This is a genomic window from Micromonospora sp. SYSU B005, assembly GCF_055362685.1.
In genome coordinates, this window is the sequence record NZ_JAXCFU010000006.1 from 224,248 (window position 1) to 243,219 (window position 18,972).

10 protein-coding genes are annotated in these 18,972 nt (G+C 68.9%); 3 read left to right on the forward strand and 7 right to left on the reverse strand.

The features are described from left to right. Positions 1-85: 85 nt before the first annotated feature. The 4 genes from SM452_RS16540 to SM452_RS16555 form a co-directional block, all read right to left on the reverse strand. Positions 86-4,102 (reverse strand): Eco57I restriction-modification methylase domain-containing protein, encoded by a 4,017-nt coding sequence (locus SM452_RS16540; RefSeq protein WP_463840226.1) that lies wholly within the window; start codon positions 4,100-4,102, stop codon positions 86-88. Then, complete coding sequence (locus SM452_RS16545; RefSeq protein ID WP_463840227.1) at positions 4,102-6,945, reverse strand: helicase-related protein; 2,844 nt, start codon at positions 6,943-6,945, stop codon at positions 4,102-4,104. The genes SM452_RS16540 and SM452_RS16545 overlap by 1 nt, the downstream gene beginning before the upstream one ends. Further along, the gene (locus SM452_RS16550) at positions 6,945-12,116 is read right to left on the reverse strand and encodes a DEAD/DEAH box helicase (RefSeq protein ID WP_463840228.1); all 5,172 of its coding nucleotides are present in this window, start codon (positions 12,114-12,116) and stop codon (positions 6,945-6,947) included. Before SM452_RS16550 ends, SM452_RS16545 begins: the two co-directional genes overlap by 1 nt. Before the next feature lie 245 nt (positions 12,117-12,361). Further along, positions 12,362-12,712, reverse strand: a complete 351-nt coding sequence (locus tag SM452_RS16555) for a DUF2203 domain-containing protein (protein WP_463840229.1) — start codon at positions 12,710-12,712, stop codon at positions 12,362-12,364. A 168-nt stretch (positions 12,713-12,880) separates the two neighbouring features. On the opposite strand from SM452_RS16555, the gene SM452_RS16560 reads away from it, so the two are divergent. The 3 genes from SM452_RS16560 to SM452_RS16570 are packed head-to-tail and all read left to right on the forward strand — an operon-like array spanning position 12,881 to position 15,492. Continuing rightward, positions 12,881-13,792: a hypothetical protein gene (locus tag SM452_RS16560; protein WP_463840230.1), complete on the forward strand. Its 912-nt coding sequence runs from the start codon at positions 12,881-12,883 to the stop codon at positions 13,790-13,792. Positions 13,793-13,804: 12 nt separating this feature from the next. Continuing rightward, positions 13,805-14,569 carry a hypothetical protein gene (locus SM452_RS16565; protein WP_463840271.1) on the forward strand — a complete coding sequence of 255 codons (765 nt, stop codon included), beginning with the start codon at positions 13,805-13,807 and terminating at the stop codon, positions 14,567-14,569. Next, positions 14,566-15,492 carry an HAD family hydrolase gene (locus tag SM452_RS16570; protein WP_463840231.1) on the forward strand — a complete coding sequence of 309 codons (927 nt, stop codon included), beginning with the start codon at positions 14,566-14,568 and terminating at the stop codon, positions 15,490-15,492. Before SM452_RS16565 ends, SM452_RS16570 begins: the two co-directional genes overlap by 4 nt. Here the strand turns inward: SM452_RS16570 and SM452_RS16575 are convergent. The 3 genes from SM452_RS16575 to yut all read right to left on the reverse strand — a co-directional run bounded on the left by SM452_RS16575 (position 15,450) and on the right by yut (position 18,972). After that, positions 15,450-16,070 carry an SLATT domain-containing protein gene (locus SM452_RS16575; RefSeq protein ID WP_463840232.1) on the reverse strand — a complete coding sequence of 207 codons (621 nt, stop codon included), beginning with the start codon at positions 16,068-16,070 and terminating at the stop codon, positions 15,450-15,452. The genes SM452_RS16570 and SM452_RS16575 overlap by 43 nt on opposite strands. A 213-nt stretch (positions 16,071-16,283) precedes the next feature. Further along, positions 16,284-17,924 carry an ammonium transporter gene (locus tag SM452_RS16580; RefSeq protein ID WP_194801188.1) on the reverse strand — a complete coding sequence of 547 codons (1,641 nt, stop codon included), beginning with the start codon at positions 17,922-17,924 and terminating at the stop codon, positions 16,284-16,286. Continuing rightward, complete coding sequence (gene yut, locus SM452_RS16585; protein ID WP_120568791.1) at positions 17,902-18,972, reverse strand: urea transporter; 1,071 nt, start codon at positions 18,970-18,972, stop codon at positions 17,902-17,904. Before yut ends, SM452_RS16580 begins: the two co-directional genes overlap by 23 nt.

The following is an 18,972-nucleotide window of genomic DNA, read 5'->3' on the forward strand; positions in this document are numbered from 1 at the left end:
CTGTAGGCAAAGTTCAACTGTCGCCAACTCTTCCCTCCCCTGAGAACGTTAGCTATTCGAAGCCCCTTTTATGCGGGCCACCAAATCACGAAACAGTCGGTACGTGCCGAAGACCTTTGCCAGGCGACGGTTCGAGCGGGGACCGGTAATCCTGGCCACACCTTATTGCATCGGATATGGCGTCGTAACGCTCGAGGATCAGCCGCTTCGTGCGGTACTCCCCATACGCGACATCGTCTCGTTGCCGGACAACGTTAAAGGTGTCCATAACGTAGCTGACACCTTCGCGGTCAATACCGTACAGGTGAAAGAAAGCCGCATCCAGTTCGGCGCGCATAATCTCACGTCGGGAGGGGTCCCAGACGAAGGGGGGACTCGAATCCCCAAGCTCGTGGGCAAATTCAGCAAGGTCGTAAGCGGTATAAACCAATTCCAAAACCCGCGGCGCAATCCATTTTTGCAGGTTAGTGCAAACGTCGTCCCACTGCACGGAGGCGTGGTATGCACCGGGAGGCAATGCGGGGAATTGCTTGAAGTAAGAATACGTTAGATGGACGCCTGATATCTTGGTCCTTACCACATAGTCGAACACAAAAGAAGACAAGTTCGCGACGAGACATGAAATGGCACCACTGGAGGCAGGTGAGAAGGCTAGAAAGTTAGTGTTTCCCACTCCGACACGTGGAATGATAGCGGGTACCAGGGTCCTTTCATTAGTAGATGCCGTAACGTCTCGCCATCCGAAGAGCCAACGCCTGTCCCACCTAGCTGAGAGCCGGGACTCCACTTCCTCCTCATTAACCCAATACATCGGCAGGGAAAATCTATCCGGCTGCATCCAGTCCTGATTGTCTAGGTACGACGGAACACTCGACCGTTGCTTGGCGCCGGGGTTGCGGACCACATCCGCTGCTCTATGGTTGTAAAAGTCTGTCATTTTTGCTTCGTAGAGCGGTAGCATCCGTTCGTGCGCCCGGACGTAGCGGCCCGCCCGCAACTCCCAGCCATCTGCCTCAAGGCCATCCGAATCTCTAAATAAAGCCGAGTCGTTCGTCATGTCGAACATCCGAAGAAACGACAGCCCCCAAGGGTTTCTCGAAGTGTCACCCTCACGCCATATCACCGGCACACGCTTGTAAATTCCGAGGGCAATCTCTGCGTCACGGCGGCTCAAAAAAACGGGACAGGTGCCAGTGTTCGGATTTAGCAAAAATATTTCTTCAGGAGTCAGAAAGTATTTCCGACTTGGAATCTCGTTTACCTGATGCAGCTTGAAGGCAAACTCGGCTTGATCGAAAGCCCTCCGACTCCCTGAAACAGAAAGCAAAGAGAATCTGAATGAGGCGTGAACGGACGGAAAAGTGCGAGCATTTTCAAAGTCGAATAGAGATGATATGGTTCGGCGAACCAACAAGTCCTTGAAGAAGTCTTGGGTAGTGGCGTCTGTGGCAATGCCTGTAGGTACGATTAGACCGAGCTGGCCACGGGGACTCAACACCGATCGGGCCGCTTCTGTGAAGACGGAATACGTGTTGATATCGCCCTTACCGGTCAGCGGGTAACGCCCCGACGAACGCAGCAGGTGGCTGAAGCCGTCCGCCTCGTGCAGGGCGGCGGTCCACTCGGCGTACAGCGCCTGCTTGGCCGGCTCGTCGCTGTCGGCGAGCGCGGCGATGGCCTTCTTGCGGGCGGCGGCGTTCTTCGCGCCGGCGATCTCCGGGTCGCGGGAGGCGAAGAACTCCTGCTCCTGGAGCTTGACCCGCTCCCAGGGCGGGTTGCCGAGGACGCAGGAGAAGCCGCCCTCCCAGCCGGTCGCCTCGTCCGCCGCGCCGTACTCGGGCACCCGGAAGATGTGCGGGAACTCGATGTGCCAGTGGAAGAAGCGGTACTGCCGTGTCAACTCCTCCACCATCGACTCGACCCGATGTATGTCCAGCGAGGCTTCACCCTTGTCCAAGCGCTCCAGCACCGCCTGGGTGATCGCCACCTCCCGGTTGGCCTCGGCTTTCGGCTGGACGAAGGCGGCGCACCAGGCGTCGGCCACCGTCTTCGCGTGCCGGCGGTCGGCGTCCAGCGCCTGCGCCCGCTTGGCCTGGACGTGCACGTCGGCGAGGGAGTGCGGCGGCTCCGCGTACACGATCTCCTTGACCTCGGCGGCGAGCGCGCTGTTGCCGACCTGGATGCCCGCCGCGCCGAACAGGTCGCCCTGCCCGCGCGATTCCTCGGCGTTCTGCCGCTTCAGGGCGGTGGCGACCTTCTTGTCGTCGCCGGTGAGGGCGGTGAAGGCGGCGTCGGGGATGCCGTCCTTGAGCAGCTTCGGGGTGACGCCGAGCAGCGAGTTGCCGACCCGGATGTTCGCGTCGAGGTAACCGAGCGGCCGGCCCGGCTCCATCGCCTCCAGCCAGAGCGACACCTTGGCCAGTTCGGCGGCCATCTCGTTGACGTCCACCCCGTAGATGCAGCGGGCCACCACCCGGCGCATTGCCGAGCGGACCGCGGCCGGTGCGGGCTCCAGTTCGTCGGTCTCCTCGGCGGCCACCCGCTTGGCGATCCGGCGGGCCGCCGCGATCAGGAAGTGCCCCGACCCACAGGCCGGGTCGCAGACGGTCAGGTCGAGTAGCGCCTTGACGCGCTCCTCGGGGGTGGGCAGCGCGGTGGCCTCGTCCAGCAGCGGGTCGAGCGCCGAGTCGAGCAGGCATTCCACCAGGGAGGACGGGGTGTAGTAGGAGCCGGTGGTCTTGCGCTCGTTGCCGGCGAGCCGTTCGGCGTGGAAGCGGCGGGCCGGGGCGTCCCAGCGGGGGCGCAGCTCCAGCAGCGACTCGTAGACGCTGCCCAGCTCCTCCGCGCCCAGGTGCTGGAAGTCGACCCGCTGCCGGCCGGTGCCCTTGCGCGCGGGCAGCACCGCCAGGGCCTCGACCGCGCGCAGCAGCGCGGTGTTGCTGAGGCCGGCCTCGGCGATCGGGGCGTCCAGCGCGCCGGGCTCGTAGAGGCCGCCGATGCCGGGCAGGCCCAGGGTCCGGTTGCCGGACTCCTCACCCAGGAACCGGAAGACCAGCCGCACCGACTCCCACAGGTCGCCGTGGCCGGAGTGCCGGCGACGCAGCGCCAACTCCCGCAGCCGCCGCGCCGAGAAGTAGGTGTCGTAGCGCTGCTTGGCCTGCGGGCTGGCCACCGGGTCGAGCAGGGCGTCGCGGTCCTCGGCGACGAACCAGAACAGCAGCCGGTAGACCAGGCGCAGCAGGGAGCGCTTGTAGTCCTCCAGCGACAGGCTGACCTCGATCCGCTCCCGCAGGCCCGCGTTGTCCGGGTGGTCGAGGAAGCCGGTGCCGAGGATCTCCAGCGCCGCCTCCACCCCGTCGCGGAGCTGCTCCAGGGCCCGCTCGCCCTGCTTGGCTCCCTCCGTACGCCAGGCCTCCAGCAGGCAGGACGACGGCCCGGCCGCCGCGTCGCGGACGGCGAGCCGGGTGGCGTGCGCCACCCGGTAGAGCAGCACGAAGTCGGGGAACAGGTCACCCTCGAAAATCGCCTCCAGGTCGAATTCGAGGTACGCGCTGCCGACCAGGCTGGTCGAGTCGCGCAGCAGCCGCACCCGCTGACCGTTGGCGACGATGCCCCAGAGCTGCTGCTCGGAGCGGTTGAGCAGTTGCTGCATCAGCGAGTGCGGGGCGGCGGCCGCCGCGCCGCGCATCCCCGGCGTCCGCCGGTCCAGGTCCGTTCCCCACCCGAGCAGATGCATCGGTACGGCTTCCCAGCGGTGGCTGACCGGGAACAGCTTCTCGTCCACGGTGATGCCACTCGGCAGCGACTCGATGCCGTCGTAGCCCAGCTCGCGCAGCAGGATCAGCAGCCACCGCTCCCGGGTCAGCCGGGCGGGCGCGGTATCGCCGGCCCGCTCCCGCTGGCGCTTGAAGTCCCGCCACTGCTCCTGGAGGTAGGCGTAGGAGCGGTTGGCGTAGCGGCGCACCGACTCGCCGGACTGGAGGCCGTAGCTGGCCGCGTCCGCGCCGGGCAGGCCGGCGGCGCCGTCGCCGATCCGCTGCACCAGGCCGGCGGGGAGCAGCCCGCCCTCGACCCGGACGGCGGGGTAGGTGACCGCGCTCATCAGTTGGCCTCCGGGAGGTAGACGTAGACGCCGAGCACGTCGGCGGGCTTCTGGGCGGTGACGGTGATCTGCCGGCGGACCCGCTGGCCGGCCGCCTCGCGCACCCGGATGTGCGAGGCACGCAGCGCCTCGGCGAGGCCGTCGGCGGTGGTGTCCAGGTGCGGGACGACCTCATCGAGCTTGCCGATCACCCGGTCCAGCAGCGGGGTGGCGGCCTCGGGCAGCACGTTGCCGGTCGGGGTGGCCGCCAGGAGCGTGGCCACCTCCCCGTCGGGCAGCCACTCGGCGGCCGTGGGGGCGCCCCGGAAGGCCAGCAGCCGGGCCTCCTCGGCGACCATCCGGCGGGGCTCGGTGTCCGCGGCCCGGGTGGGCAGGGTCAGGTGCAGCCGGAACCGGACCAGCAGCAGGGTCGTCCGCTTGCTCACCGCCGAGGTCCGCATCACGCCGGCCCGGCGGGCCGGTCGCTGGTCGGCCGGCACCGTCCGGTCCAGCGCGCTCTCCAGCAGGTAGCGGGCCAGCGCGGAGACGTACGGGTCGGTGCGGTCCAGGTGAGCGGCGCGGGGCGGGGTGGGCAGCTCCCGGCGCAGGGCGAGGGTGGCCGGGTAGCCGGCCGGGAAGGCGTCCCGCAGCGGCAACGGCAGGGTGCCCGTGGTGGCGGTGAAGCCGTCACGGTCCGGGACGACGTCGGCGCCGAGCGCGGCGAAGCCGGCCCGGGCGAACTCGGCCACCTCGTCCGGTGAGCCGAGGCTGGCCCGGATCTCAGCCAGCTCCGCGGCCACCTCCGCCGGTTGGATGCCCCGCTGCGCGTACTTGGTGCGGGACTCCTTCTCCTTCTCCGCGGCGCTGTCCCACTCCTTGTGCAGCTCCTCGCGATGCTCCAGACCGAGGCCGTCGATGGTGAGCTGCTCCGGCGCGTCCGGAGCGATCAGCAGCTCCTGCGCGATGGTCTGCAACACGTCGTCGCTGCGGTCCGGCACCGGCACCGAGACGCCCAGCGCCTTGCGGATCTGCTCGTGCTTGCGCAGCAGCACCTTGAGCACGATCTCGTCGATCCGGTTGTCCGTGCCGTAGATCATCACGGCGCGGACCTTCGGCGCACGCTGCCCGAACCGGTCGACGCGGCCCTCGCGCTGCTCGTGCCGGGTCGGGTTCCAGGCCAGGTCGTAGTGCACCACCGCCTGGAAGTGCTCCTGGAGGTTGACGCCCTCGGAGAGGCAGTCGGTGGCGACCAGCACCGGGCGGCGCTTCGGGTCGGCGGTCAGCTCCCTGATCCGGTCGGTGCGCTCCTCCGGCGGCAGCGCGCCGGTCACACAGCCGACCGTGAACGCCTTGCCGAGCGCGGCGGTCAGCCGCTCCGCGACGTACTCGGCGGTGTCGATGTAGCGGCAGAAGACGACCGGGTTGAAGCCGTCGCCGAGCAGCGCCTTGACCTCCTTGACCAGCAGGTCGAGCTTGTTGTCGCCCTTGGCGGCGAGCGCCTCGGCGCGGCGGGCGAAGGCGAGCAGCCTGCGCCGCTCCGGGCTACCCGAATCGGCCTCGGTGTCGGCACCCGGCACCAGGTCCACCGACTCCTGGGTCTCGTCGTCGGGCAGGTCCAGCACGGCGGCCCGGCCCAGGGCGTCGGCCTCTGCGGCGTCGGTCGCGTCGGCGTTCGCCGCCCGGGTACGAAGGGTGGCGGCGGCGGCCTGCGGCGACGATGCCATCGCGCGCAGCAGCGCCAGCGCGGACCAGTAGCGCACCCGCTGGCGCACCTGCCCGCCGATCGGGTCCCGCACCGTCTGCCGGGCGTAGGCGACCACGTCGTCGAAGAGGCTCCGGTAGTCGCCGGTCAGCCGGTAGGCACGCTCGGTCGACTCACGGTCCTCAGGGAACGGGGTGTCCTCCAGGAAGCGGCGGATGTCCACCCGGCGACGCTGCACGAAGTGCCGGGCCAGCAGCTCCCGGCCCTCGACCCGGTCCAGGTCGACGGTCTCCAGGCGCGGGTCGAGCAGGCCGACGAGGTTGCGGAAGCCGGCGTCCTTGCCGCTGTGCGGGGTGGCGGTCACCAGGATCAGGTGTCGGTCGCCACGGGCGGCCAGCCTGCGGACCAGTTCGTGGCGCTGCATCCGGGACTGGCCGCCGGCGTTGCTGTCGTCCAGCACGCAGGAGTGCGCCTCGTCGACGATCACCAGGTCGGGGGCGCCGCGCAGGAACTGGTCGCGCAGCTCCGGCCGCTTGATGTAGTCGGTGGAGACCACCACGTGCCGGTACCGGTCGAAGATCGATTGCGCGCCGACCAGGTCGCGCTCCAGCCGGCGTACGGTGCCGGGCAGCACCAGCTCGGCGGCGACGCCGAACTTCTCCGCCAGCTCCCGCTGCCACTGCTCCGCCAGGGCCGGGCTGCACAGCACCGCCAGCCCATTGGCGTCGCCCTGGGCCAGCAGCTCGGCGGCGATCAGACCCGACTCGACGGTCTTGCCGATGCCCACGTCGTCGGCGATCAACAGCCGGACGGTGTCCTGCCGCAGCGCCATCAGCAGCGGCACGAGCTGGTAGGGCCGAGGCTCGACGGCCAGCCCACCGAGGGAGCGGAACGGCCCGCCGGTGGAGCGGAAACCGATCCGCAGCGCCGTCCGCAGCAGGGCGGCCCGGCTGGCGTTGCCGGCGTCCGTCGGGTCGGGGTAGGCGAAGGTCGCCGAGGTGACATCCTCCAGGTCGGGCAGAACGGCCGCGCGTTCGTCGTCCGAGCCGCCGAGCGGGCGCAGCACCAGCAGGTCCGGCTCCGACTCGGGGAGCACCACCCACTCGCGGCCCCGCGCCCTGACCAGCGTGCCCGGCTCGAACCGCTCCGCGGTCACAGTCATCAGTTGCTCCCTGTCCTGTGCTGACCGAACACGCTCGGATACCGGTCCACCGCCTGCTGCCACTCGCCCGCCGTCACCCGGATCGGCGTCCAGCCGGCGTCGTAGAGGCTGTCCTCGGCGTCGCCGTCCCGGCCCTCGCCGTAGGGCTCGCCGGGCACGTCGACGAACACGGCCGCCTCGTACTCCCGGTAGACGAGGTCGGGCGTCGCCTCGGCGACCTTTTCGCGCCCGCCGTCCGGCGTCCGGTAGCTCGCCTGCTTCAGCCACGCTACGAAGTCCGCCGCCGGCCCGGTCACGTCCAGCCCCTGTCCGGCGGATCGGGCGGGGCTGGTGTTGGTTGTCCTGGCCCCGGCCAGCTCCAGCAGGACGTCGACGATGAGGTGCCGGTCGACCAGCTTGTGGAACGGCTGGTTGGAGTACGACAGGAGGCAGTCGTAGCAGCCCTGAACGCACCGGTCGTCGCTGTCCGCCACGTACTGCGGTGCCTCGTCGCCGGTCTGTGGATCGAAGTGCGCGATCTCCAACGCCTTTGCCGCCACCTGGCTGATTGCCCCTGGCTCCTCCACGAGGCGACGGAGGACACCCGCGCCACCCTCCGCGCTCTCGATGAACAGCATCCGGCCCTGCTCGTCGAGATCGGGCAGAAGCTCCCCGGTGAGTTCCGAGTCCTCCAGCTGGAAGGTCGCCTCGATGCCCCGCTCCAGGGCGTAGAGCAGCGAGATCGCCTCCTCGCGGGTGGCCTTGCGGGCCAGCCGCAACACCAGGATGTTGCGCCGGTCCTCGACGTACGGAATCACCCGCTGCTTGCGCTTGGTCTCCTCGGCGACGCCGAGATCCTCCTCGTCGGTGGTCTTCTCGCCCGCCTTGGACTCCGAGAGCCACTCTCCGCTGGTGGTGTCCAGCCAGAAGCCGCGGATCTTCTGGTCCTTACGTCGGGTCAGCCCGAGGTTGGCCCGCCGGACCGTGGCGGCGTCGCCGTAGACCAGGGTCGCCACCGCCGGCGCGTCCTCCGGCGCCACCGTCGCAGTGAGCTTGCCCGGCCGCCCACCGTGATGGTGGAAGCGATACGACGTCTCGATCTGGAAGCCGGACCGACGGCGCTCCTCCTCGTCGGAGGAGATCCGCTCCCGCCGCTGGGTCCGCACCGTGTAGAGCCGCAGCAGGTTGTCGTCGATCGCGCCGAGCTGCTCACCGCAGCTGTCGCAGACGTCGATCCCCGGCGCGTCGTCGTGCAGGTGACCGCAGGCACGGCAGCGTCGCGCTGAAGTGGTGAGGAGGTTGTCCTTGCCGGGCTCCGCCGCCTGCTGGAGTTGCACGCTGCGCACCATGTAGCGGGAGCCCTCGTGGTAGATGAGGGCACCCGGGCCGAACTCGCTGATGCCGATGAACCGGGGCCGGTGGATGTAGTCCCCCTGCCGCTGGCCGTTGAGGCCGGGGATGTAGGCGGCGAGCGGCAGCCGGGGGAAGGAATAGCCCGGCAGAAAGCCCTCGGACGCCAGGTAGCGGTAGGTGTAGAAGTCCGTCTGCGGTTCGTCGGAGTCCTCGTTGCGGAGCAGGTCGAGCTGCACCCGCGCGTCGTTGGCCCGCCGGTGCGCCTCCTCACGGGCCTTGTGTGAGACGTTCGTGTCGACCGCCCGGCGCCCCTGCACCTCGTACTCCCGGAACGCGGCGCGATAGAGCTTGCGCCACCGGTCCAGGGCCTCCTCGAAGCTGCGCGGCGCCCGGTCGATCATTTCCGTCACCCAGGTGGGACGCCACCACGGCGCCTCAAGCAGCCCGCCGGCCAGATCCCCGGCGAGCGCCACCTCGGCGCGGGCCAGCGCACGGCGGCGGGCCTCCGGGTCCTCGATCGACTTCTTCAGCTTCGGCAGTAGCTCCAGCGACGGGTTGTCTCCGCCTGTCTCCATCACCGCCGCGAGCGAGCTGGGCAGCTCCTCCCCCGTCTCGGCGAGCCAGATGGCCTGGAGGTGCGAGCGGACCAGGTCCTCGTTGGCCAGGTCGAGGCGGGGCGGCTGCACCGCACCGCCGACCATCAGCGTCGGCCGCTTGAAGTAATACTGGTCGTGCGCGCTGCCGGTCGAGCAGTAGGTCACCACCAGCGCCGGCTGCCCGGAGCGGCCGGCCCGGCCGGCACGCTGGGCGTAGTTCGCTGGGGTCGGCGGCACGTTGCGCAGCGCCACCGCGTTGAGGGCATTGATGTCGACGCCCAGCTCCATCGTCGGCGAGCAGAACAGCAGCGGCAGGTCGCCCTCGCGGAACTCCCGCTCCCGCTCCTGTCGCACCTCCGGGGTGACCTGCGCGGTGTGCTCCTTCGCCTGCAAGCCGGCGAGCAGGTGCGAGGTGTCGCGGTAGAGGTCGCGGAAGAAGGTGTTGACCCGCGCGCCGACCTCGCCGGACAGCTGCTTACGGACCCGATCCTCCGCGCCAGCCTTGCCGTCACCTGCCTGCCACCGCAACGCGTCCGAGCGGAGCCGATAGCCGCCGATCAGATCGTCCCCCTCACCGGGCACCGCCTGGATCACCAAGCCGGCCTCGGTGAGCACCGCCAAAAGGTCGCGGATCATGTCTTGGGCGTCGGCGACGCTGCACGGCTGTCCGGGCTTGTCGTACTGCCGCTTCAGGTATTTGCCCAGGGCCCCTCGGCCGGAGAGGTGCAGGTAGGAGCGGGGGCGGCCCTTGCCGCTCGGCTTCGGGAAGGCGATCGCGGCGACGGTGGCCCGCTCCCGCACCCCTAGCGCCCACGGCTCGGCCAGGTGCTGCACCGACAGCCGGCGGATCTCGTCGAAACCCTCCTCGGTGAGGCAGCGCACGTCGATGGCCAGGTTGCGGCGCATCTCGTCGAGCAGGGTCGCCGCGATCTCGTACCGGTGTTCAGGGTTGTCGTCGCGGAGCAGGTGGTGGCGGCTCTCCCAGATTTCCTGGTCGGCGGCGACCTCGTCGAGATAGCGGTAGCCGACCCGGAGCAGACCGGTCTGCTCGAGGTTGGGCATGGTCACCCGCCAGCCCCGTTCCAGGTCGAGGTAGAGCCGGTAGTTGACCACCTCGCGCAGCGCTCGCCAGATCTCATCCTTGCCGTAGCGGACCTCGGGCCGGCGAGCGAACTCGGTCAGCTGCAACCCGAGCGCCTCAGTGACGCGCTGAGCGACCCGCTCGTGCGTGAGACCGTCCGGCTCCTTATCCGCCGCCCGGTACAGGGCACCACGAAGCTGCACTACCTGGACGAAGTCATTGAAGTGCCCGGCCTGGAGAGAGGCGTCCTGGCGGTTGTCGACGAACGACAGCAGCTTTTGCGCCGGCTTGTCGAGCGTCGGCTCGGCGCGGAGCGCCCGCACGATACTGGCCCCGATCACCGAGAGCGCCGAACTCCGACCCTCGGTGGAGAGCTTGGCCAACTGGGCGAAGTCCTTGCCCCGCTGGCGCTCGTACGAGACCCGGCAGCGCAGACAGAACCGGAAGGGCGCGGCGACCCAGGCGGCGGTGATCCCCTTGCCCGGCTCGACCTCGGAACCCTCGGCGTCGACATGTACCACCTCGGGGAGGTATTTGCGCTTGTCCTCCGCCGGGATGGTGCTGCCGTCGTCGGCGAGCACGGTCCACGAGTACGGCAGCCGGCCGTCCTGCACGGCGATCTCGAGGCTCGCCGGCCAGGGCTGGTCGTCACTGAGGTAGAGGTAGCCCCCGTCCTCACTGGTGTCCGAGTCCTGCCGCGCCTCGAAGCCGTTCACCGACCGGCGGACGGTGAGGTACTCCTGCCCGCACTCGCGACAGAACGCCAACGGCACGAGGATCTTCCGCTCGGTCGGGCCACTGTCCGGGGAAACGGTCTGATAGCGGCTGGTGATATGCCGCTCGGCCGGCGACTCGATCGTGACGTAGACGTTGTCACCTTTGGAGAGGAACTGGTGCAGCCGGAACGCGAAAACCGGGCGCCCGGTCTGCGGGTGCTTGATCCGGGCACCGGCCTGGAGCACGGCCTGAATGGCCGCCTGGCAGTCATCGGCGGATTCGTGCGTGACCTCAGCCAAGTTGTCCGCCGCCTCCGGGACCGTGCGCGGCGTCCGCCTGCGGACCAACCGGCCGGTGCCTTCCTCGGATTCCACGCCGAACGCGCTCTCCACCCAGTGGGCCAACGGGTCCTGACGGAAGTCGTCAACGTCCGGCTCGTGTGCGTCCCGGCACCAGTGCCGTACCCGCTCGGCGAGCCCACCGGTGGCGGGGCCGGCGGCCGTCGTGGCGCGTTGCAGGGACTCTCCGATGACATGCTCCGCCGCGACGGGCTGGCCGAACAGCCGCGTTGCCACGTCGGCCACCGCTCTTCGCTGATGCGCGGCGTCGCCCTCGGTGGTCATGGTGGCCGAGGTTCCGATGCACTGCAGATCCGCCGCCTCGCAGGCGTCCTTCGTCCGGCGCACGAGAAACGCCACATCCGCGCCCTGCCGCCCGCGGTAGGTGTGCAACTCGTCGAGCACGAGGAACCACAGGCCGTTGGCAGCTCGGATCAAACGGTCCCGTTCCCGGTGCCGAGTCAGCACCAGCTCGAGCATCACATAGTTGGTGAGCAGGATGTCCGGTGGATCTTGGAGGATCCGACGCCGCGCCTCGAGGCTCTCCTGACCGGTGTACCGGTCGAACGTGACCAGCGGCGTACCGTCCGGAGCACCCCAACAGAGGAACTTTTCCAGCTCGTGGAGCTGACTGTTGGCCAGCGCGTTCATCGGATAGACGATGATCGCCTTGACACCAGGCTGGTACGTCCCGTCCGCTTTCGCCCGCAGCACCCGGTCGACGATCGGCACGATGTAGGACAGGCTCTTACCCGAACCGGTCCCCGTGGTCAGCACGTAGCTGTGACCGGCCCGGGCCGTCGCAATGGCTTCCCGCTGGTGCCGATGGAGTCGCAAGGGCTGGCTCCCCGGATCGCCCTTGTGCTCCTTGATGCGGAAGATCCGCTCATTGTCCGGATGCAGCAGACCCTCAGCCACGAGAACGTCGATCGTGCCGCCGGAGGCGAAGTTCGGGTTGAGCGAGAGATAGGGCGCCGGCCACTGGTAGCCGGAGGCGGCGAGCCGTTCGACGTGCTTCCTGATCTCCGCGTCACGGGGATCGACGAAACTCGAAGTGAACTCCCGGTAGTCCCCGATGAGTCGATCACGCACATCGAAGACATCCATCTGTACTCCTCGCAGCCCCGCCGTTGCAGGGCTGATTCAACCATTTCAACGCTGGAACAGTGCCCCCCGGTGGCGGGTCGACCCCAACCTTGACCACACCGGCGGGTCCTCACTCCGTGCGGCTACCGGTCAACCGTCCCACCGCCAGACATGAAGTCGGAAACCCGACTCTTTGATCGACTACCGAAGAAGACCTCGGCCAAGGACGGCTCCGCCGGGAAGGTCAGGCACATCGCCGGGTCGGCTCAGACGGGACGGCGGCCGGCGAACCCGCACTCGACCCGGTGATACCACCGGATGTCGGTGTCCCCCTCCAGCCAGCACCACAGCACCGCCCGGCCGTCGCGCTCACCGGGGAAGTCGAGCAGCACCGGGGCGATCCCCTTGACCGCGATCTCGTGCTGATGGAACTCGTCCACCACGAGATGCAACCGCGCCTCCAGCGCCTTCACCTCGGCCAACCCACCGAGCGCGCTGACGCCGCGATCAGCCAGATCGACCCGCAACTCGGCCAGGTCGGCCCGCAGCCGGATCAGCTCGTCGACGCGCGGCCGCAACGTGGCCACCAGGTGTCGCGCCTGGGCGAGAGTGAACACCGGGCCAGTATGCGGCACGACCGTCCGGAGGGAAGCTGCCGCCACACGGCACCGCCGGAACGGCGCCGGGTATCGAGCATCGTCGCGCTCGGGTATACAGATGGTTCCTCCCGGATCGGCCCTCGGCTTGCCCGGACGCCCCTCGCCCGTCGTTGGAGGCTCACTGGCATGAGCGATCGTTCGCCCAGCCCCAGCACCCCGGACCCGCGGTACCTGTTCCGGTACCGGGATCTGGTCGCCGACACCCTGCCCGAGCATCGCGCCGTCCTGCAGGAACGTGGTTGGTGCTGGTGGGGCTGGTGGAAGCGACCCAACGAACCCGGCCGACTGGAGGTATGGAAGGCGCTCGAACGCGAGACGCTGGAGGGACGTCGGGTGCCGATCGGGCTGTTCCACTCCGGGACGGGCCTCGTTCATCCCGCCATCGTCAACCGCGTGATCCTGCCGCAGCCGGACGATCTCGGGGCCTTCACCTCGCTCAGTCCGCCCGACGCCGAACGGGACGGCGTTCCACCCTACTATCGGGCGAGTCGGCACAGCCGGGGATGGCTACGGCTGGTGGCCCTGGCCGAGGAGCCGATGGAATTCTTCGGGAAGTTCTCCTTCGCCGCCGCACCGCCGTTGCCACATCATCCGCCGGGCCAACTGGAGCGGCTGGTGGGTAAGCGGATCCTGGACGCTGACGAGCTGCGCGCGATGGACACCACCATCTGGGAGATCCGTCCGGCCCAGCCGGCTGACTCCAGTGAGCGGTTCCTGACCGCGTCGCCACGCCAGGACGGCGCGCTGTCCCCCGAGCCGATCGCCTGCCCAGGGCCGTGGCTGCTGCACCTCACCGATCCGCACTATGCGACCGGGCGGTTTCGGTCGGAGCATCAGTGGCGGCTGGAGACCGAGGACGGCACTACTCGCCCGACAATGGTCGACGCGATCTCCGATGCCCTGGCTCGTGATCAGCGGTCGGTAGGAGCGGTCCTCGTAACGGGCGATCTCACCTACGTCGCCCACCGCGACGAGTTCGCGGCGGCGCGGGCCGGCCTCTTCAAGCTCACCAATGGGCTGCTCGGGCTGGGCATGTAGCATCTCGTCGTCATCCCCGGCAATCACGACATCGCCTGGACCCGCGGTGACTCGTACGAATACGGAGCACCGGTCGAGGTGGCTCCGGCGACTGCAACGGCTAACTACCGGGAGTTCTTTCAAGCGCTCTACGGATACCCGGCCTCACCCCACCTGTCGATGGCTCGCCGTTTCGTCTTCCCGGGCGGAAACCTGGTCGACATCGCCGCGGTCAACTCCAGCTCACTGGAACAGGGGCAGTCGTTCCTGGCGGGCATGGGCCGGGTGCAGGAGTCCGCGTACCGCGAGGTGACCAACGCGCTCGCCTGGTCGAGCCCTGGATCAGCCCTGCGCGTGCTCGCGCTGCATCATCATCTCGCACTGACCGAGGACCTCGAATCGCCCGACGAGTACGCGACGGGTTTCGGGATCGCCATCGACGCACCCAGGATCCAGCGCCTGGCCGCCCGTGACGGGGTGCACCTCGCGGTGCACGGGCACAAACACCGCGCGTTCGTCTGGCGCACCGAGGCGTACCATCTCCCCGAATACAGCAACGAACGCTGGGACCTGGGACGCTTCAACATCGTCGGTGGTGGGAGCAGCGGCTCGAGATCGTCAGACGGGCGGCGTAACTTCTTCAACCTGATCCGGATGGCGGGCCCAGTCGTGGAGTTGGAGATGTACCGGAGTCAACAACAAGGCTCGTTCGAACGCTTCATGACCTGGCGGGCCCCGCTGGCAACAGGGTCAGACGGCCGGCTTGAGATTGCCCCCTGGAAGGTCGTTTCCCCATGACCATCAGACGGCCGGTCGTGCACGCCCTCATCCTCGACATGGACAACACGTTGTACGACTGGGTGGCGTACTTCGTGCCGGCAGTGCGAGCGATGGTGGCCGTAGCCGCCGAACTCCTCGACGTGTCCGAGGACGAGCTGCGGGGCGATCTCCAAGCCGTGCACCGCAACCACGGCAACACCGAGCACCCCTTCGCGCTGCTCGAGACCTCTGCCGTCGAGCGATGCCTGCCCGGGATGAGCCAACGAGCCCGACACGAGCACCTACTGCCGGCCTTCGCCGCTTTCAACGAGGTCCGGCGACGTCACCTTCACCTCTATCCGGACGTGGAAAGCACGCTCCGGGCCATCAAGGCCACAGGTTGTCACGTTGTGGGGCACACCGAGGCCAAGGACGTGAACATCAGCAGTCGAGCAAGGTCGCTCGGGTTGGACGCGATGTTGGAGGCGATCTACGCGCCCCGGTTCGTCGGGCCACCACACCCGTTGGGCGCCGATCGACGGTCCCTTCCGGCCGCAATCGAAGTTCGCGTGCTGCCACCGACCGCACGCAAGCCCAACCCGGAGATCGCCCGTCAGATCTCCGATCAGCTCGGCGTTCCGGCCGCCCACTGCCTGTACGTGGGCGACAGCCTGAGCAAGGACGTGGCAATGGCCAAGCGAGCAGGGATGCTCGCCGCCTGGGCTCGCTACGGCACCCACCACGACTCCGACCTCTGGCGCGGCTTGGTGGCACTGTCCCACTGGGACCCGGCGGCCGTCACCGCAGCAGAAATCAAGAGCGATGATCCTCCGCAGTACGCGCCGGACGTGACGCTCGACGCCTTCCGCGAGTTGCGCGAGCACTACACCTTCAGTGCGGCACCGCACCCGAGGCGGCCTCAAGTGATATCAGCCTGCTTGCCGGCGGCACCGGCCGATTGACCCGCTCCGACGGAGGTGTGGTCCGCTGCGGGCGACCATCCGCTCCGCCGGTTCAGGTCACCGATGTTGCTTCGAAACTCACTCAGCCACTCGCCGGTCTCCGCCTCGACCAACTCGGCCGTCCGCAGCACGAGCACACGGATTAGTTCCTCGCGCCGGCGTATCACCGCGTCCTCCGTGGCCGCGACACCCAACTGCGTGGCAACCCAGTCCAGCCGGAACTGAATGAGTGCCCGCTGAAGCGCTTGCGCGGTAGCGATGTCGCGCATCCAGGCCGAGGACAGGCCAAAGAAGTGGTCGAAGGCCAGGCAGCCACCAGCCAAGGCGAGCAGGACATATCCCCAGCTGGCGCCGCTCCCAGCGCTCGCCGCGCTGATGAGGGGTACGACTCCGCCAGCGATCCCCAGCAGAATCGCGCAGCCGCGCAGCAGGCGGGAGATCCTGCGGCGTACCGCCTTGTCGCGCAGGTACCAGGCAACCGCGTCCTCAGCCTGCCCTTCCGCCCACCCGCGCAAACGGTCCAGAACGGCCTCAGGCTGTTGGTCCGCAGCCAAGACGGGGAACGGGCGGATGATCATGTCCCGTCGCGGGACTCGACGGCTTGGCCTGTCGACGTGACCGTTGCCCGCTACCACGAGCCGCCCGATCCCAGCGCATGGCGAAGGCCGTGGCCGAGTGGCGGGTCGAGGATCGGAGAATGCTGTCGCGCCATATGCACAGCCTGCGTCAACGCGCCCTACCACTCAAGGAATCAGACGTCTCGATCCTGCTCGGTGGGAGTCACCCCTCGGTCAGGATTGGACGCGTTCCGCCTCCTGCACGAACGTGTCGCTCCGGCGCGCGCCCATCCGGTCCAGTTCGTCCAGCACCGCCCCCACCCCGTCCGCACCCACCAGCACCGTGACGCGCAGCCGGGCCGACAACGGCTGGTCCTGCCAGTAACCACGCGGCAGCAGGCTGGCCTGTGGCGTCGTCGTCGCCACGGCGGCGTCGCTGACGATGACCGAGATCGCGCCCGCGCGCAGCAGCGCGTCGCGCAGGTCGGCGCTGTTCGCCGCCGGGTCCGGTTCCAGCAGCGCGGTGACCAGCCGTACCCGCTGGCCGGGCGGCACTGCCGGTTCGCCGGCCGGCGCCGCTCCGGTACGGCGGCGGGGCGCGCCGGGCGCGGTCAGGCTGGTGACCCCGCCCAGGTGGTACGCGTCGGCCCCCTGTTGCGCCTGGTCCAGGCGTTCCTGGTCGGCCGGCGGCACGCGCAGGCCGATGAGTGCCTGCACCCCGGCGGCGATCAGCCAGGTGAGAACGAAGGAGAACGCGACGACGCTCACCACGCCGACGAGCTGGCGCCACAGCAGGCCGCCTCCGCCGCCGAGGAACAGCCCGTCGGCGCCGAGCGGGTTGACCCCGCGGTTGCCGAACAGGCCGAGCAGGAGCGTGCCGAGCATGCCGCCGACGAAGTGCACGGCGAGCACGTCGAGCGCGTCGTCGAGGCGCAGCAGGTACTTCAGTTTCAGCGCGAAGTGGCAGACCAGGCCGGCCAGCGCGCCGATCGCCACGGCCGAGGCCGCGTTGACGTACCCGGCGGTCGGGGTGACAGTGGCGAGGCCCGCGACCGCGCCGGAGACCGCGCCCACGACGGTGCTGTGTCCGTCCGTGACGCGTTCCAGCGCCAGCCAGACGAGCATCGCCGCGGCGGCGGCGAGGTGCGTGTTGAGGACGGCCTGCGCGGCGAGGCCGTTGGCCTGGAGTCCGTCGCCGCCGTTGAAGCCGAACCAGCCGAACCAGAGGATGCCGGCGCCGACGATGGTCAGCGGGATCGAGTTCGGTGGTGCGGCGGTGTGCGGCCAGTCCCGGCGCCGGCCGACGACGAGCAGCACGGCGAGGACGGCGGCGCCCGCGCTGGCGTGCACGACGAGCCCGCCGGCCCAGTCCTGGGTGCCGAACTTGGCGAGCCATCCGCCGGGGTGCCAGAGCCAGTGGGCGATCGGCGCGTACACGACTATCGACCAGACCGCGAGGAACAGCACCCAGCCGCCGAAGCGCAGCCGACCGGCGGTGGCGCCGGTGACGAGCGCCGGTGTGATCACCGCGAACATCATCTGGAACAGGACGAACGCCAGCGTCGGGATGGTGATCCGGCCGTCGACGACGTGCAGGTTGGGTGCGGGCGGCACCTTCAGGTCGGTGAGCCCGAACAGTTCCAGGTTGCCGAACAGCCCGCTGCCGGCGTCGTCGCCGAAGGCGATGGTGTAACCGACGAGCACCCAGGTCAGGCTGACCACGCCCAGCGCGATCATGTTCTGTTGCAGCATCGCCAGCACGTTGCGGGTGCGGACCATGCCGCCGTAGAACGCGGCGAGTCCCGGCGTCATGAACAGGACGAGGCCGGCGCAGACCAGCACCCAGGCGGTGTCACCCGCGTTCGGAGCGGACACGGTTTCCCTCCTTCTCTCGCAGGTGGACGGAGTCGCGGACGGTGTGCAGGACGCTGTCCTTGACCCGTTCGTGGTTGGGCACCGGCGCGAAGTGCCGGTCGGGCAGCAGCAACAGCCAGGTGGCGATGTTGAACGGGCCGGTCAGCACGGGAATGCCCAGCGGCGTGAGCATGGTGGTCAGCGCCATCTGCACGACCAGCGTCAGCGCGATCCCGAACAGCGTGTAGACGGTGACCAGCGCGCCGGGGCGGTGCGCGACAGCGCCCACCACGATCGCGGTCAGCACCGCGTTGAAGGCGAACAGCCCCTTGTCCAGCGATGCGCCGTCGGCGCCGAACCAGAGCGCCAGCAGTGTCGCGCCGACGGCGCCGATCACCGCGAACAGCGCCGACCACCGGGAGTTGATCAGCAGGGCGACGAGGATGAGCAGGCCGGTGACCCAGCTCTCGATCAGGTAGACCTGGGACACGCCTTTGAAGAACGTCGGAACGAGGCCCCAGTCGAACGTGCCGCCGGCCGACGATCCCTCACCGGGGAACTTCGGCGTCAGCTTGGTGAGCACCGTGAACCTGTCGAACTGGTACGCCGCCATCAGCAGGAACCACGTCGTGAGCACGAACGGGAACGTGTAGGCGGTCAGGTTCCAGCGCTTGAAGACGGCGTTGAGGGCGAGCGTGACCACCACCGTGCCGATCGCGCCGAGCACGAGGTAGAGCCACATCAGCGGGCGCTGGTCGAGGAACGTGGGCACCGCGAGCCCGGTCAGCAGCGGGCTGAACCCGAACAGGCCCTTGCGCCAGCTCGACATGTCGACCCGCAGCGCCAGCGCGGTCGCGGTGCCCACGACCAGGCCGAGCACGCCGCCGCCGAACACCCGGGGCGTCCCGTTCTCGAACGCGCCCCAGGCGAGCGCGATCAGGATGAGCAGGCCGCTGAGCGGATTGTTCTGGAGCACCACCTGCGCGGCGCCGCGCAGGCAGGCGTCGACGAACCCGGCCGCCGGGTTCCGGTCGGCCAGGTGGCGCCAGCCACGTCCGATGTCGGCCAT